Origin of the sequence: Dokdonella aquatica (genome assembly GCF_051987395.1) — a bacterium.
Taxonomy (GTDB): Bacteria; Pseudomonadota; Gammaproteobacteria; order Xanthomonadales; family Rhodanobacteraceae; genus Dokdonella.
In genome coordinates, this window is sequence record NZ_CP197094.1 from 4,239,406 (window position 1) to 4,254,155 (window position 14,750).

Genomic DNA, 14,750 nt, shown 5'->3' on the forward strand with positions numbered 1-14,750 from the left:
CCGATGAACCTCTCGCGCGTCTTCATCGAGCGTCCCGTCGCGACCGTGCTGCTCGCGGTCGCGGTCGTGCTCGCCGGCCTGCTCGCGTTCCGTCTGCTGCCGGTCGCGCCGCTGCCGCAGGTCGACTACCCGACCATCAACGTCACCGCGACGCTGCCTGGCGCGAGCCCGGAGTCGATGGCCGCGACCGTGGCGACGCCGCTCGAGCGCGCGCTCGGCACGATCCCTGGCGTGATCGAGCTCGAATCGAGCAGTTCGCAGGGTTCGACCACGGTCGAGATGCGCTTCGACCTCTCGCGCGACATCGACGACGCCGCACGCGACGTGCAGGCCGCGATCAACGCCTCGCGCGCGCAGCTGCCGAGCGGCATGCCCGGCATGCCGCAGTACCGCAAGGTCAATCCGTCGCAGGCGCCGGTCATGGCGCTCGCACTGACCTCGTCGCAGCTGTCGCCGGGCCAGGTCTATGACGTCGCCTCGACGATCATCGCGCAGAAGCTTGCGCAGATCCCCGGCGTCGGCGAGGTGCAGGTCGGCGGCAGCTCGCTGCCGGCCGTGCGCGTGTCGCTGGATCCGAACGCGCTCAACCAGTACCGCATCGCGCTCGACGAGGTCGCGAACGCGATCCGCTCGGCCAACGCGCTCAAGCCGCTCGGCAACGTCGCCACCGAAGCGCGCAACTGGCAGATCGAGGCCAGCCTGCAGCTGCGCACGGCCGAACAGTACCGGCCCCTCGTGGTCGCCTACCGCGACCAGCGCCCGGTCCGGCTCGGCGACGTCGCCACGGTCACCGAAGGCGTCGAGGACCGCTACGCGAGCGGCTTCCACAACGACCGCGACGCCGTGCTGCTCGTCATCAGCCGCCAGCCCAACGCGAACATCATCGAGACCGTCGACGCGATCCACGCGCAGATGGAGACCTTGCGCGCATTGCTGCCCGAGAGCGTGGACATGGTCGTCGCGATGGACCGCTCGCCGGTCATCCGCGCCTCGCTCGCCGAGGCCCAGCTCACCCTGCTGCTCGCGATCGCGCTGGTCGTGCTCGTGGTGCTCGCGTTCCTCGGCAACTGGCGCGCGGCGATGCTGCCGACGCTGGCGATCCCGGTGTCGCTGTTCGGTGCGCTCGCGATCATCTGGCTGTGCGGGTTCTCGCTCAACAACCTGTCGCTGATGGCGCTGATCGTCGCCGCGGTGCTGGTCGTCGACGACGCGATCGTCGTGCTCGAGAACATCTCGCGCCACATCGAGGAAGGCGCCTCGCCGTTCGAGGCCGCGATGCGTGGCGCCGGCGAAATCGGCGCGACGCTGCTGTCGATGAACATCGCGCTGGCCGTCGTGTTCGTGTCGATCCTGTTCCTCGACGATTTCGTCGAGCGCCTGTTCCGCGAGTTCTCGCTGACCCTGGTCGCCGCGATGGCAGTGTCGCTCGTGGTGTCGCTGAGCCTCACGCCGACGCTGTGCGCGCGCCTGCTGCGACGCCGCGGCGACGCCGTGCCGGGCCGTCTCGCGCGCACCGGCAGCGCGCTGCTCGAGCGCACGCGCAACGGCTACGCGCGCAGCCTCGACAGTGCACTCGGCCACGTCCCCGTGGTCATCACGCTTTTCCTCGTCGTGGTCGGCTTCAACGTCTGGCTGTTCACGATGGTGCCCAAGGGCATCGTGCCCAAGCAGGACACCGGCCAGATGCGCGGCTTCGCGCGCGGCGACGACGGCCTCTCGTTCCAGGCCATGCAGCCCAAGATCGAGGCCTACCGCCGCGTGCTGCGCGAGGATCCCGCGATCGAGGACATCATCGGCTACATCGGTGGCCGCACCGGCGTGAACAACGCCTTCATCATGATCAAGGTCAAGCCGCTGTCGGAGCGCAAGGCCTCGAGCGACGAGGTCATCGCACGCCTGCGCACCAAGCTGCCGAAGATCCCGGGCGGCGTGATGTGGCTGTGGGTCGACCAGGACATCCGCATCGAGGGCGGCTCGAGCGACGGCAACTACGAATACCAGCTGCTCTCGGGCGATCTCGAGCCGCTGCGCGAATGGACCCCGCGCGTCAACGACGCGCTCGCCGCGCTGCCCGAACTCGTCGACGTCGAATCCAACGGCGCCGAAGGCATGCGCCAGGTCCAGCTGCACGTCGACCGCGAGGCCGGCGCGCGCCTCGGCATCGACATGCGCACGATCGCCTCGGTGCTCAACAACTCGTTCAGCCAACGCCAGGTCGCGACGCTCTACGACAGCCTCAACCAGTACCGCGTGGTCATGGAACTCGACCCACGCTACACGCAGAGCCCGGACACGCTCGACCAGATCTACGCGATCGGCGGCGACGGCCAGCGCGTGCCGCTGTCGGCGTTCGCGAGCTACAGCTACGGCATGGCCCCCGACCGCGTGCAGCACAAGAGCCAGTTCGCCTCGTCCCGCGTGAGTTTCGCGCTCGCCCCGGGCGTGACGCTGAGCCAGGGCGTCGCCGCGATCGAGAAGGCCGTCGCCGGCATCATGCTGCCGACCGAGGTGCACGGCTCGCTCGGCGGCGAAGCCGGTGCGTTCGAGCAGATCCGCGAACGCCAGCTGTGGCTGATCCTCGGCGCGATGATCGCGGTCTACCTCGTCCTCGGCGTGCTCTACGAGAGCACGATCCAGCCGCTCGCGATCCTGTCGACGCTGCCGGCCGCGGGCGTCGGCGCGCTGCTCGCGCTGTTCGTGCTCGGCAACGAGCTCAACCTGATCTCGCTGCTCGGCCTGTTCCTGCTGGTCGGCATCGTCATGAAGAACACCATCCTCATGATCGACTTCGCGATCGCCGCCGAACGCGACCAGGGTCTGTCGCCGCGCGACGCGATCGCGGCCGCCGCGCGCCTGCGCTTCCGTCCGATCCTCATGACTTCGGTCGCGGCGATCCTCGGCACGCTGCCGCTGATCCTCGGCGGCGGCGAAGGCTGGGAGATGCGCCAGCCGCTCGGCATCGCGATCGTCGGCGGCCTGCTCGTGAGCCAGGTGCTCACGCTGTACACGACGCCGGTGTTCTACCTCGCGCTGTCGCGCTTTGCACGCACGCGGCGCCGGCCCGCACCCGAGGCGGTACCCGCGGAAGGTTGAGTCCGCGCCCGCCGAGGCGGATCATCGGCGCGGGGCACGCCGACGCGTGCCGGAGGACGTCGCGATGGCACGCTCGTCGTTTCCGATCCACGCGGTACTCGCCGCCACGCTGGCGGCCGGCCTGTGCGTCGCGCCAAGCGCACTCGGCATCGGTGAAGCGCAGCAACCCGTGAGCGGCATGTGGGAGGCGCTGCGCGACCAGTGGTACGCCGATACGCGCATCGACATCGCCGGCGATGCGTTCATGCGGCTCGAGGTGCCCGCGAACACGCCCGATCCCGCGGCCACGCCGCTCGGCATCCGCTTCGGCCCCGATGCGATCGGCCACGTGCGCCAGCTGCGCATCGTCGTCGACAACAACCCCGCCCCGCTCGTCGCGACCGTCGCACTGCGCGAGGGCACGCCGGTCGAGACGCTGGACCTGCGCGTGCGCGTGGACCGCTACACCTCGGTACGCGCGATCGCCGAGACCGACGACGGCCGCGTGCTCATGCGCAGCACCTGGGTCAAGGCCAGCGGCGGCTGCTCCGCACCGCCGAGCCCGGCCGCCGGCGGCACGCCCGGCGAGATCCGCCTGCGCGGCGCGGACGATGCGCGCGCGCTGCTCGTCAGCGTGCGCCATCCCAACCATTCCGGCTTCCAGATCGACCCGCGCAGCGGCGAGGCGATCCCGCCCTACTACGTCTCGTCGATCGTGCTCGACGAGGGCGGTACGCCGCTCGTCGATGCGCAGACCACGATCTCGATGAGCGAGAACCCCAGCCTGCGCATCGGCTTCGCGAAGGCGCTGCCGAAGCCGATCGAGGTGCGCGTCGCCGACTCGGCCGACGGGCACTTCAAGGCCGCGTGGACCGGTGGCGGAAGCGATGCCACCACACCGTGAGGGCCGCGCCGTCACGGCGCTTGCACTCTTCTTCGCCACCACGGTCGCCATCGCGGTATCGGCACCGAAGGCACTCCCCGTCGACGAACTCGCGCCGGGGGTGTTCGTGCACGTCGGCGCGCACAAGGCGCTCGATGCCCAAGGCCACGACGACATCGCGAACCTCGGCTTCGTGGTCGGTACGCGCTGCGTCGCGGTCATCGACACGGGCGGCTCGGTGCGCACGGGGCGTGCGCTGCTCGCCGCCGTGCGCGTGCGAACGGCGCTGCCGGTCTGCCACGTGATCAGCACGCACGGGCATGTCGACCACGTGCTCGGCAACGCGGCGTTCCGCGGCGAAGGCACGACGTTCACGGGGCATGCGAACCTTGCCGCGTCGCTCGAACGCAGCCGCGAGCTGTTCGCGCGCGACTACGCCGACGATCTCGAACCGGCCGGCGACGCCTCGGCGATCGTCGCACCGACGAACGCCGTCACGGGCACGCAGCAGCTCGACCTCGGCGGCCGCACGCTGACGCTGCGCGCGTGGCCGCTGTCGCACACCGACGCCGACCTCAGCGTGTTCGACGACGCGAGCGGCACGCTGTGGACGGGTGACCTGCTGTTCCGCGAGCGCCTGCCCGCGATCGAAGGCAGCGCGACCGGCTGGCTCGCTGTCGACGCCGAACTGGCGCGCCTTCCCGGCGTTCGCCACGTCGTGCCGGGCCACGGCGCGACCACCGCCGACCTCGCCGGCGCACTCGCGCGGCAGGACGCCTACCTGCGCGCGCTCGTCGACGACATTCGTGCGGCGTTGAAGCGCGGCGACGCGATGCAGGATGTGATCGTGAAGGCCGGCCACGCGCAACGTCGCGACTGGCAGCTCTGGGACGAGACCCATCCACGCAACGTCGCCCGTGTCTACCAGGCGCTCGAATGGGAGTGAGCCTGCGAACCCTCGCGCTGGCCGGGCTCGCCCTCGCGTCGGGAAGCGTTCCCGCCCCGGCCGCGCCGCCCGACGCGCGCGTGCTCGCCGTGCACTGCCACACCTGCCACGGCGTGGCCGGCGACGAGGCGATGATTCCCGCGCTCGAAGGACGTGACGAAGGCGAGCTGCTCGAACGCCTGCGCGCGTTCCGCGACGGCCGCGCCGACGCGACGGTCATGACGCGCATCGCGCGCGGCTATTCCGACGACGAGCTCGTGCGCATCGCCGCGTGGTTCGCCGCTGCTCCTGCGATGAAGGCGCCGCGGTGACGCTGTCACGCCGACGCATCCTCGGCCTGCTCGCCGGCACCGCGCTGATGCCGCTCGCACGGGCACGCGACGCGGCCGCCAAGGCACGCGTGGTCGTCGTGGGCGGCGGCTTCGCGGGCGCGAGCTGTGCACGCCACCTCAAGGCCTTCGCGCCCACGCTCGACGTCGTGCTCGTCGATCCGTCGACACGGCACGTGAGCTGCCCTATGAGCAACGCCGTGATCGCCGGCCTGCGTCCGATGCATTCGCTGCGCATCGGCCACGACGGCTTGCGTGCGGCCGGCGTGCGCGTCGTCGTCGACGAGGTCGTCGGCCTCGATGCCGACGCGCGCCGCGCGAGACTGCGCGGCGGCGGATCGCTGCCGTGGGATCGCCTCGTGTTCGCGGGCGGCATGCGCGTGCGCGAGGACGCAATCGACGGCTGGGACGACGAGGCACGTCGACGCATGCCGCATGCCTGGCTAGCCGGCGAGCAGACGCTGCGGCTCGCGCGCCAGCTGCGCGCGATGCGCGACGGCGGTCGCGTCGCGATCTGCGTGCCGCCCACTCCGTTCCGCTGCCCGCCCGGGCCTTACGAACGCGCGAGCCTCATCGCGCACTGGCTCGCACGGCACAAGCCGCGCTCCAAGCTCATCGTGTTCGATGCCAACAACCGCTTCTCGAAGCAGGCCTTGTTCACCGAGGCGTGGACGGAACGCTACGGCGACCGCATCACCTGGGTCCCGTCGACGCAAGGCGGTACGCTCGAGCGCGTCGACGCGCGACGCATGACCCTGCATCTCGCCGGCGGTGCCGAGCGCGTCGACGTCGCCAACGTGATTCCCGCGCAGGCCGCACCGACCCTCGCCGTCACGAGCGGTCTCGCCGCGGCGAAAGGATGGTGTCCCGTCGATGCAGCGACGTTCGCCTCCGAGCACCTGCCCGGCGTGCACGTGATCGGCGATGCCTGCATCGCCGGCGCGATGCCGAAATCGGCCTCGGCCGCGAACAGCCAGGCCAAGCAGTGCGCGTTCGCGATCCTCGCCTCGCTGCGCGGCGAGCCGGCGCCCGACGGCGTGCTGCACAACACCTGCTACAGCCTCGTCGCACCGGACCACGGCATCTCGATCAGCGGCATCTACCGCGTCACCGACGGCCAGTGGCACGACGTGCCCGGCGCGGGCGGCATGAGCCCCGAGCACGCGCCGGCCGCATTCCGCGCACGCGAGGCCGGACTCGCCGAAGGCTGGTACCGCAGCATCGTCGCCGATGCGTTCGGCGAGCGCGTGCGCGGCTGAGGCTTGTGCGCCCACCGCGTGATCCCCATCTCGCGGCGATCCCTTCGAAGCGAGTCCACGCCATGAGCACCGCCGCCGTTCCGCTGCGCATCGACATCGTCTCCGACGTCGCCTGTCCGTGGTGCGCGGTCGGGCTGGCCTCGCTCGAGCGCGCGATCGCCAAGCTCGGTGGCGACGTGGCGATCGACCTGCATTTCCAGCCTTTCGAGCTCAATCCGCAGATGGCCCGCGAAGGCGAGGCGATCGGCGAACACCTCGCGCGCAAGTACGGCATGACGGCGGAGCAGCTCGAACAGAGCCAGGCCGCGTTGCGCGCGCGTGGTGCCGAGGTCGGCGTCGTGTTCGGCGAACGCGAACGCATCCGCAACACGTTCGATGCACACCGCCTGTTGCACTGGGCAGGCACGCTCGGCAGCGACCGCCAGCTCGTGCTCAAGCGCGCGCTGCTGCAGGCCTACTTCACCGACGGCGCCGACGTATCGGATCCCGAGGTGCTCGTGCGCGTCGCCGCGGCGAGCGGGCTCGACGCCGACGAGGCGCGCGCGATCCTCGCGGGCGACCGCCACGCCGACGACGTGCGTCGCGAGGAACGCCGCTGGCTCGACCTCGGCATCCGTTCGGTCCCCGCGGTCGTGATCGAGCAGCGCCACCTCGTCTCGGGCGGCCAGCCCGTCGAGGTGTTCGAACAGGCGCTGCGCCAGATCGCCGGCGCGAAGCGCGAGGCGCAGGCCTGAGTACGATGGTCAGCGTGCCGCCACGCTGCGCGTGACGACTGCAGGCGCGACACGACCGACATGTCGCGCTTCCGTCCCGATGCGGCGCTACACTCCGCGCCCGCATGGACACCCCGCCCTCCTCCGCCCGCACCGCGACGATCGCGTTCATCCTCGTCGTCGCGGCGCTCGACATCGTCGCGATGGGCATCGTCATCCCGGTGCTGCCGCCGCTGATCGAATCGTTCACGGGATCGAACGCGCGGGCCGGCTTCATCAACGGCGTGTTCGTGGCGCTGTGGGCGCTCATGCAGTTCGTCGCCTCGCCGATCATCGGCACCTTGTCGGACCAGGTCGGACGTCGCCCCGTGATCCTGATCTCGGCCGCGGGTCTCGCCGCCGACTACGTGCTCATGGCGCTCGCACCGGACCTGTGGTGGCTCGCACTCGGGCGCATCGTCGCCGGTGTGACCTCGGCGAGCTTCTCGACCGTTTACGCCTACATGGCCGACATCACCGCACCCGAACACCGCGCCCGCGCCTACGGCCTCGTCGGTGCGGCGTTCAGCGCGGGCTTCGTGGCCGGACCGCTGCTCGGCGGCGCGCTCGGCGCGATCTCGCCGCGCGCGCCGTTCTGGTTCGCGGCCGCGCTGAGCACGCTCACGTTCGCCTACGGCCTGTTCGTGCTGCCCGAGTCGTTGCCACGCGAACGCCGCATGCGCTTTTCGTGGGCCCGCGCGAATCCCGTCGGCGCGCTCGTGCTGCTGCGCTCGCACGCCGAACTCGCCGGACTCGCCGTCGTCAACTTCCTGCTGCACTTCGCCCACCACGTGTTCTCGGCCGTGTTCGTGCTCTACGCGGGCTACCGCTACGGCTGGCACGCGTGGGAGGTTGGCCTCGTGCTCGCCTTCGTCGGCGCCCTCGACATGCTCGTGCAAGGCGTGCTGGTCGGCCGCGTCGTGAAGCGCGTCGGCGATCGCACGACTATGATCGTCGGCCTGTTCGGCGGTGCCTTCGGCATCGCCTGCATGGGCCTCGCACCGGACGGCGTGACGTTCACGCTCGCGATGCTGCCGAACGCGCTGTGGGGCCTCGCGATGCCGACGCTGCAGTCGCTCATGACGCAGCGCGTGTCGGAGTCCGAGCAAGGCCAGCTGCAGGGCGCGAACATGAGCGTCGCGAGCATCGCCGGCGTGCTGTCGCCGCTGTTCTTCGGCGCGGTCTACGCGGCTTCGGTCGGCGACAAGCCGCTGCTCCCGACGCCGGGCGCCGCGCTGCTGATCGCCTCCGTCGTGCTGCTCGGTGCCGCCGTGATCGGCTGGCGTACGGCCCGACGCGCGGGGCGTGACGACGCCGCCCCATCGACGACGCCGCCCGACACCTGAACGCACACCCTCGCTTTCGGGCACATCCGACGGAGCGGCACGCATCGCACGCTAGGATGCCTCCGACACCACTGCGAGGAGTCCGGATGCGCCGCTCGAGGCAACACATCGTCGAACGCCTGCGCCTGCGCCTGTCGCGCGACGGCTGGCCACGCCTGCAGATGAGTTTCATGGTCGCGATCACGGCCGGCGCGGGCTTCCTCGCGTCGTGGATCTTCCTTCATGCAGGGCTGCGGTCGATGCCGATGCGCTACGCGCTCGCGACCGCCGTCGCGTACGGCGTGTTCCTCATGTTGCTGTGGTTCTGGCTGCGCACGCGCGGAAGCGACTGGCTCGATGCACACGACCCGGGCATCCCGACCGGAGGTCGCAGCAAGAACGATCCGCAGGACGGTGGCGACACGAGCTCCAGCTACGACATCCACGACGTTTCGCTGCCCGATATCGGGCGCGGCGGCAGCGGTGGCGGCGGAAGCGGCGGCGGCACGTTCGATTCGCTCGACTTCGGCGATGCCGACGCGTTCACGATCCCGATCGTCGTGATCGTGATCGTCGCGGCGGTCGTGGTCTCGTCGTTCATGGTGGTCTGGAGCGCGCCGGTGCTGTTCGCCGAGCTGCTCGTCGACGGCATCCTCGCTGCAGGACTGTACCGCCGCCTCAAGCACATCGAGACGAGCCACTGGCTCACGACGGCGATCAAGCGCACCTTCTGGCCGTTCGCGGCGACCGCGGCGATCGCCGCGACGGTGGGCTGGGCCGTGCAGTCGGCGCAACCGCGCGCCGTGACGGTCGGCGAGATCGTGACCGAGACGCGCTGAGGCACGATTCCGGAGTTCGATCCATCGCGCGATCGGATCTTTCCCTTCTCCCTCCGGGAGAAGGTGGCCCGAAGGGCCGGATGAGGGTCCGGTATCACGAAACGATCCAGCGTGGCCGCGATCCCGCACCCTCTCCCGGAGGGAGAGGGAGCTCAAGCGCAACGCCCGTTCGGAAGGACGCGTCGAGCCTGCGCCGTGCGTGACGGCAAGCGCCAGAAGACATCATGTGGCAGCTCAACCGACGACGTGAGCTGACCCACTGATCGTCCACGGACACGTCTGGAATGCCGGTGGAACCGCGGCGGAGCCTTGCACCCCGCCGCGCCGATCATGCTCGACGCCAACGCCCCACGCGGGAGCGTCGGCATCGCAGGCTCGTCAGTCGACGAGCGCCGTGTTGAGGTTCCACTGCACCTCGTCGTGCGCCTTGCCGGCGAACGACGGGTACCAGTCGTCCTTGCTCGAGACTTCGTAGCGCTGCAGGCACAGGCGGTCGCCGCCGACCGCACCGGATTCGGGACAGGTCGCAACGACGGTCAGCTCATCGGCCAGGCCGCTCGCCGTGGCTGCCTTGAACACGAGACCGGCGCCGATCACGTCACGCTCGGGCTGGGGACGGATCACGTTGAAGCGGCCACCCTTGAACTCGCCGTCGGTGCTGAACGCGATGAGGTCGGTGGTCGGCCTGGCGACGCCGTCGGCACCCGTCGTCGACGAATCGGCGAGGATCCAGACATGGTCCTTGAACACCTGCACGTCGCGGATCGCCGTGAAGTGCCAGGCCGAGTTCGGGAACACGATGCTGCCGCGGCCGGCATCGGTCCAGGTGCCGTCCTTCGCCCAGGCGACACGCTTGCCCGAGGCGTCGTAGCGCTCGACGGCAACGTTGTTGGCGGCCGACTGGCCCGCCGCGGCGACGAGGCTGACGACGACGACGTCGCCGTCCAGCTGGACGACCTTGCGCGCGGCGCCGGCACGGGCGGAATCGACGGTGGACGCGGCAACCGCTGCACCCGAGACGGTGGCGAGGCCGATGGCCAGGGCGATGAGAGTCTTGCGGATCATGGGAACATTCCTCGGAGGTTGAACGGAAGCGGTCGCGGGCAGCGGCGCAGGGGTGTCGACGTCCGGAACGGTTTCCTCGCGCTCATGCTGCATTGCGTCAACCACAGGATGCGGACTTCGTTTCGGCCGTACAAGCGGCCGAAACGTAATGAGCTGATAAATTGCTGCAATGCATCGAGAATGATGCTGCGCGATGTCTGCGCGATCGACGTCATCCTGGAGGCGGCACTCCTCGGCGCATGCTCCGCATCCATCTGAAGAAGAATCCGCAAGATGATGAAATGCAAGGGAAAATCGATGGAATTTCGCATCTTCTCGAGCATGGGCATGCCGATGCACCGCCATGTCGACGTGGTGCAGCGGCGCGGCGCCGCTGGCCGTAACGGACGCCCGCACGGACCACGCCTGCGTCAATCTGCCGGGGATCGCGACGCCATGACGACGCCTGGAGCCACACCTTGAACGCGGTCGTGTGGGTCGCACTCGGCGGCGCGCTCGGCTCGGTCGCGCGCTACGGCCTCGCAGGATGGGTCATGGGATTCGCCGGCCCTGCCCGCTTTCCGTGGGGCACTTTTGCCGTCAATGTGGTCGGCTGCCTCGTCGTCGGCGTCATGGCCGGCCTCGCCGACAAGCACGACCTGATCTCCCCGACCGCGCGGCTGTTCCTGTTCACGGGGCTCGCCGGAGGCTTCACGACGTTCTCGGCCTTCGGCCTCGAGACCTTCGGCCTGCTCAAGCGCGGCGAGACGCTCGTCGCGATCGGCTACGTCGTATCGAGCGTGCTGGTCGGCGTGCTCGTGCTCGCCGCGGGTTACCTCGCGGTGCCGAAACCGGCCTGACGTCGATCGGATACTTTCGCTCCCGCGGAAGCGCACCGACGCACCGCGCGGCAACGCGGCGGAATCCGCTGCGCGGGTTCCGCCCTACGAAAGCAACGGCGCTTCGAGCTCATGGGTAGGGCGGAGCCGCCGCAGGCGATTCCGCCGTGCAAGGTGTTGCCGCCTCGATACCGTCGAAGCCGCTTGCGCATCGACCGCGCGCGGCAACGCGGCGGAATCCGCTGCGCGGGTTCTACCCTACGAAAGCAACCGCGCCTTGAAATGATGGGCAGGATGGAACCGCCGCAGGCGATTCCGCCGTGCAAGATGTCACCGCCCCGTCACGGTCGCGGCAGTTGCGCTTCCGTCACCCATACAACGCGCCGCGATCACGCCTCAGCAGCAGCGTCCGCCACCCGCCTTGTAGCGCGCCGCCTGGCGTTCGGCGAAGAACGCCTCGTAGCTCATCGGCGTGCGTTCGGGATGGTTGCGGCGGACGTGCGCGACGTAGGTGTCGTAATCGGGCACGCCGATGATCAGCCGGCCCATCTGCACCGCGCTGCGCCAGAATGCGCGCAGCGCGAGGCGCAGGCGGACGGAGACGGGCGTGATGCCCGTCTCCGTCGATGTTGCCGTGGCGTTCGCGTCGGTCACGCGCGGACCGAGTCGAGCGACACGTACGGGGTTTCCTGCGCGGTCGGCTCGGCGCTGCGACGCGCCTTGATCGCCGTGCGCAGGCCGAACACGACCACGATCACGACGATCGTCATGAACAGGCCGGCCAGCGTCGCGTTGACGTAGTTGTTGGTGATGATGCGGCCCATCTCGTCGACGGTCTTGGCCGGCGCGAGGACTTCACCGCGACCGAGCGCGTCGGAGTAGCGCTTGACCGTGGCGAGGAAGCCGATGCGCGGATCCTCGTGGAAGATCTTCTGCCAGCCCGCCGTGAGCGTGCAAATCAGCAGCCACACGGTCGGCAGCGCCGGGATCCACACGTAGCGGTCGCGCTTCATCTTGATCAGGCACACGCAGCAGATCGTCAGCGCGATCGCGGCGAGCATCTGGTTGGCGATGCCGAACAGCGGCCACAGCGTGTTGATGCCGCCGAGCGGATCGACCACGCCCTGGTAGAGGAAGTAACCCCAGCACGCCACGCACACGGCGGTCGCGATGAGGTTGCCCGCCCACGACTCGGTCTTCTTGAGCGCGGGCACGGCGATGCCGGCGAGGTCCTGGATCATGAAGCGGCCCGCGCGCGTGCCGGCGTCGACCGTGGTCAGGATGAACAGCGCCTCGAACAGGATCGCGTAGTGGTACCAGAACGCCATCATGCCTTCACCGGAAATGACCTGATGGAGGATGTGCGCCATGCCGACCGCGAGCGTCGGTGCACCGCCGGTGCGCGACAGGATCGTGTTCTCGCCGACGTCCTTGGCCGTCTGCGCGAGGATCTCCGGCGTGATGACGAAGCCGAGGTTGTTGATCGCGGCGGCGGCCGACTCGACCGTCGTGCCGAGCAGCGCGGTCGGCGCGTTCATCGCGAAGTACACGCCCGGATCGAGCACGCACGCGGCGATCAGCGCCATGATCGCGACGAACGCTTCCATGAGCATGCCGCCGTAGCCGATGTAGCGCGCCTCGGTCTCGTTGTTGAGCAGCTTCGGCGTCGTGCCCGACGAGATCAGCGAGTGCCAGCCCGAGACGGCGCCGCAGGCGATCGTGATGAACAGGAACGGGAACAGGCCGCCCGCGAACACCGGGCCGGTGCCGTCGACGAACTTGGTCAGCGCCGGCATGCGCAGCTCGGGCATTGCGATGAGGATGCCGATCGCGAGCATGACGACCGTGCCGATCTTGAGGAACGTCGAGAGGTAGTCGCGCGGCGCGAGCAGCAGCCACACCGGGATCACCGAGGCGACGAAGCCGTAGGCGATCAGCATCCAGGCGAGCTGGCGGCCGTTGAAGTGGAACGCCTCGGCCCACTCGGGGTTGTGCGAGACGACGCCGCCGGCCCAGATGGACAGCATGAGGAGGACGAGGCCGATGACCGAGACCTCCATGACCTTGCCCGGGCGCAGGTAGCGCAGGTAGATGCCCATGAACAGCGCGATCGGGATCGTCATCGCGACCGTGAACGTGCCCCACGGGCTCTCGGCCAGCGCCTTGACCACGACCAGCGCGAGTACGGCGAGGATGATGAACATGATCATCGTCACGCCGATCATCGCGACGGTGCCGGCCCCCTTGCCGAGCTCGGCACGCGCCATGTCGCCGAGCGACTTGCCGTCGCGGCGCGTCGAGAAGAACAGCACCATGAAGTCCTGCACCGCGCCGGCGAAGATCACGCCGACGAGGATCCACAGCGTGCCCGGCAGGTAACCCATCTGCGCGGCGAGCACGGGGCCGACCAGCGGACCGGCGCCGGCGATCGCGGCGAAGTGGTGGCCGAACACGACGTGCTTGTCGGTCGGCACATAATCGAGGCCGTCATTTCGGCGCCAGGCCGGCGTCGCGCGCGTCGCGTCGGGGCGCAGCGCCTTCTCGTCGATGAACTTGCTGTAGAAGCGGTAGCCGATGAACAGGATCGACACGGCGGCCGTGACCAGCCATACCGCGTTGATGGTTTCGCCGCGGTGCAACGCGACGGTGCCGAGGCAGAATGCCCCGAGTAGAGCCAGGGCGATCCAGCCCAGCTTGCTGACGATCGAGTTCACAACGCCTCCGCAACGACGGGATAACAAACACGGGAAGCGTGTTCCCGCAGCGCACAAGGGTCAAGGCGCGGCGCATTAGCCTTTGGTCGTATGGACGGCCGCGACCGGCCCGCCGGCACGGGTCCCCGTTCATGCGGCGACGGGTGCACAGGCATGACGATCGGGTCTAGACTTCGGCCGTTGCCGGGGGATGCCGCATGGATGAAGTCGCCGCGGTCGCCGATACGTCGGCCGACGCGCTGTTCACGCAGGTCTACGATCGCCTCAAGGCGATGGCCGGTCGTCGCCTCGCGCGCGGGTCGCGCGGCACGCTCGACACGACTGCCCTCGTCCACGAGCTCTACCTGCGCGTAGGCAAACGCGAGGGGCTCTCGTTCGCGCACCCCGAGCAATTCTTCGCCTATGCGGCGCAGGCGATGCGCCACCTGCTCGCCGATCGTGCGCGCGATCGCATGCGCCAGCACGCCGGCGGGGACTGGCAGCGCGTCACGATGACCGGCAGCGACATCCGGCTCGTGCTCGCGAGCGCCGAGGAGGCGCTCGCGATCGATGCCGCCCTGCGCAAGCTCGAAGCGGTCGACGAACGCGCGGCGCGCGTCGTCGAACTGATGTGGTTCGCCGGGCTCGGCCAGGACCAGGCCGCCGCGGCGCTCGGCGTCGCCGTGCGCACGGTGGCGCGCGACTGGCGCTTCGCGCGGGCGTTCCTCAAGACCGAGCTGGGCTGATGGCCGATCCTGGCGCCGGACGG

Annotated in this window: 14 protein-coding genes; 10 read left to right on the plus strand and 4 right to left on the minus strand. The window is 69.7% G+C overall.

What is annotated here, in order from left to right:
- Positions 1-3: 3 nt before the first annotated feature.
- The 8 genes from ACQQ2N_RS18880 (at position 4) to ACQQ2N_RS18915 (ending at position 9,405) form a co-directional block, all read left to right on the plus strand.
- On the plus strand, positions 4-3,093 hold the full coding sequence (locus tag ACQQ2N_RS18880) for an efflux RND transporter permease subunit (RefSeq protein ID WP_440223119.1): 3,090 nt from the start codon (positions 4-6) through the stop codon (positions 3,091-3,093).
- A 64-nt stretch (positions 3,094-3,157) separates the two neighbouring features.
- Positions 3,158-3,976: a quinoprotein dehydrogenase-associated SoxYZ-like carrier gene (locus ACQQ2N_RS18885; RefSeq protein WP_440223120.1), complete on the plus strand. Its 819-nt coding sequence runs from the start codon at positions 3,158-3,160 to the stop codon at positions 3,974-3,976.
- Entirely contained in the window at positions 3,960-4,901 is a 942-nt protein-coding gene (locus ACQQ2N_RS18890; RefSeq protein WP_440223121.1) for a quinoprotein relay system zinc metallohydrolase 2, read from the plus strand. Before ACQQ2N_RS18885 ends, ACQQ2N_RS18890 begins: the two co-directional genes overlap by 17 nt.
- Positions 4,898-5,212 carry a c-type cytochrome gene (locus tag ACQQ2N_RS18895; RefSeq protein ID WP_440223122.1) on the plus strand — a complete coding sequence of 105 codons (315 nt, stop codon included), beginning with the start codon at positions 4,898-4,900 and terminating at the stop codon, positions 5,210-5,212. Before ACQQ2N_RS18890 ends, ACQQ2N_RS18895 begins: the two co-directional genes overlap by 4 nt.
- Entirely contained in the window at positions 5,209-6,489 is a 1,281-nt protein-coding gene (locus ACQQ2N_RS18900) for an FCSD flavin-binding domain-containing protein (RefSeq protein WP_440223123.1), read from the plus strand. Before ACQQ2N_RS18895 ends, ACQQ2N_RS18900 begins: the two co-directional genes overlap by 4 nt.
- 62 nt (positions 6,490-6,551) lie before the next feature.
- Positions 6,552-7,223 carry a DsbA family oxidoreductase gene (locus ACQQ2N_RS18905; RefSeq protein WP_440223124.1) on the plus strand — a complete coding sequence of 224 codons (672 nt, stop codon included), beginning with the start codon at positions 6,552-6,554 and terminating at the stop codon, positions 7,221-7,223.
- Between the two features lie 104 nt (positions 7,224-7,327).
- Positions 7,328-8,587: a TCR/Tet family MFS transporter gene (locus ACQQ2N_RS18910; RefSeq protein ID WP_440223125.1), complete on the plus strand. Its 1,260-nt coding sequence runs from the start codon at positions 7,328-7,330 to the stop codon at positions 8,585-8,587.
- An 86-nt stretch (positions 8,588-8,673) separates the two neighbouring features.
- Positions 8,674-9,405, plus strand: a complete 732-nt coding sequence (locus tag ACQQ2N_RS18915; RefSeq protein WP_440223126.1) for a hypothetical protein — start codon at positions 8,674-8,676, stop codon at positions 9,403-9,405.
- Positions 9,406-9,783: 378 nt separating this feature from the next.
- Here the strand turns inward: ACQQ2N_RS18915 and ACQQ2N_RS18920 are convergent, their stop codons facing one another.
- Together ACQQ2N_RS18920 and ACQQ2N_RS18925 are read right to left on the minus strand one after the other, a co-directional pair.
- The gene (locus tag ACQQ2N_RS18920) at positions 9,784-10,470 is read right to left on the minus strand and encodes a hypothetical protein (protein ID WP_440223127.1); all 687 of its coding nucleotides are present in this window, start codon (positions 10,468-10,470) and stop codon (positions 9,784-9,786) included.
- A complete protein-coding gene (locus ACQQ2N_RS18925) occupies positions 10,467-10,799 on the minus strand; it encodes a hypothetical protein (RefSeq protein WP_440223128.1) in 333 nt (110 codons plus the stop codon). Before ACQQ2N_RS18925 ends, ACQQ2N_RS18920 begins: the two co-directional genes overlap by 4 nt.
- A 129-nt stretch (positions 10,800-10,928) precedes the next feature.
- On the opposite strand from ACQQ2N_RS18925, the gene crcB reads away from it, so the two are divergent.
- Positions 10,929-11,309: a fluoride efflux transporter CrcB gene (crcB, locus tag ACQQ2N_RS18930; protein ID WP_440223129.1), complete on the plus strand. Its 381-nt coding sequence runs from the start codon at positions 10,929-10,931 to the stop codon at positions 11,307-11,309.
- 375 nt (positions 11,310-11,684) lie between these two features.
- Here the strand turns inward: crcB and ACQQ2N_RS18935 are convergent, their stop codons facing one another.
- On the minus strand, positions 11,685-11,942 hold the full coding sequence (locus tag ACQQ2N_RS18935; protein ID WP_440223130.1) for a YbdD/YjiX family protein: 258 nt from the start codon (positions 11,940-11,942) through the stop codon (positions 11,685-11,687).
- Complete coding sequence (locus tag ACQQ2N_RS18940) at positions 11,939-14,002, minus strand: carbon starvation CstA family protein (protein WP_440223131.1); 2,064 nt, start codon at positions 14,000-14,002, stop codon at positions 11,939-11,941. Before ACQQ2N_RS18940 ends, ACQQ2N_RS18935 begins: the two co-directional genes overlap by 4 nt.
- A 197-nt stretch (positions 14,003-14,199) precedes the next feature.
- Between ACQQ2N_RS18940 and ACQQ2N_RS18945 the strand changes: the two genes are divergently transcribed.
- On the plus strand, positions 14,200-14,727 hold the full coding sequence (locus tag ACQQ2N_RS18945; RefSeq protein WP_440223132.1) for an ECF-type sigma factor: 528 nt from the start codon (positions 14,200-14,202) through the stop codon (positions 14,725-14,727).
- The last annotated feature ends 23 nt before the right edge of the window (positions 14,728-14,750 follow it).

Coding starts and splice junctions, on each gene's coding strand:
- ACQQ2N_RS18880 (WP_440223119.1), top strand. CDS start 4: ATGAACCTCTCGCGCGTCTTCATCGAGCGTCCCGTCGCGACCGTGCTG.
- ACQQ2N_RS18885 (WP_440223120.1), top strand. CDS start 3,158: ATGGCACGCTCGTCGTTTCCGATCCACGCGGTACTCGCCGCCACGCTG.
- ACQQ2N_RS18890 (WP_440223121.1), top strand. CDS start 3,960: ATGCCACCACACCGTGAGGGCCGCGCCGTCACGGCGCTTGCACTCTTC.
- ACQQ2N_RS18905 (WP_440223124.1), top strand. CDS start 6,552: ATGAGCACCGCCGCCGTTCCGCTGCGCATCGACATCGTCTCCGACGTC.
- ACQQ2N_RS18910 (WP_440223125.1), top strand. CDS start 7,328: ATGGACACCCCGCCCTCCTCCGCCCGCACCGCGACGATCGCGTTCATC.
- ACQQ2N_RS18915 (WP_440223126.1), top strand. CDS start 8,674: ATGCGCCGCTCGAGGCAACACATCGTCGAACGCCTGCGCCTGCGCCTG.
- ACQQ2N_RS18920 (WP_440223127.1), bottom strand. CDS start 10,470: ATGATCCGCAAGACTCTCATCGCCCTGGCCATCGGCCTCGCCACCGTC.
- ACQQ2N_RS18925 (WP_440223128.1), bottom strand. CDS start 10,799: ATGCCCATGCTCGAGAAGATGCGAAATTCCATCGATTTTCCCTTGCAT.
- ACQQ2N_RS18945 (WP_440223132.1), top strand. CDS start 14,200: ATGGATGAAGTCGCCGCGGTCGCCGATACGTCGGCCGACGCGCTGTTC.